This is a genomic window from Streptomyces sp. SID13726, assembly GCF_010548375.1.
Classification (GTDB): domain Bacteria; phylum Actinomycetota; class Actinomycetes; order Streptomycetales; family Streptomycetaceae; genus Streptomyces.
On sequence record NZ_JAAGLY010000443.1, the window covers coordinates 1 to 443 of the forward strand.

Sequence of the window (443 nt, forward strand, 5' to 3'; positions counted from 1 at the left end):
TACCTGTTCTGGGCGAAGCAGCTGGACCTGTCCGGCACCCTGTGGCCCCTGATCATCCCGATGGCGTTCGGCGACGCGTTCTCGATCTTCCTGCTCCGCCAGTTCCTGCTGACCATCCCCGACGAGTACCTGGACGCGGCCAGGGTCGACGGCTGCGGCGAGGTCCGCACCCTGCTGCGCGTCGTCCTGCCGATGGCCAAGCCGGGGATCGCCGCCGTCGCGCTGTTCCAGTTCTTCTGCGCCTGGAACGACTACTTCGTCCCGCAGATCTATGCCTCGGACAACCCCGCCGCCTGGACCCTCAGTTACGGACTGGAGTCCTTCAAGGGGGCGCACCACACCAACTGGAACCTCACCATGGCCGCGACCGTGCTGGTCATGGCGCCGGTGATCGTCCTGTTCTTCTTCGCCCAGAAGGCGTTCGTCGAGGGCGTCACGCTGAC

General features: G+C 65.9%; 1 protein-coding gene. It reads left to right on the forward strand.

The window, feature by feature from the left end:
- Positions 1-443: carbohydrate ABC transporter permease (locus G3I78_RS48500; protein WP_164437020.1), on the forward strand; the 443-nt coding region annotated here is incomplete at both ends.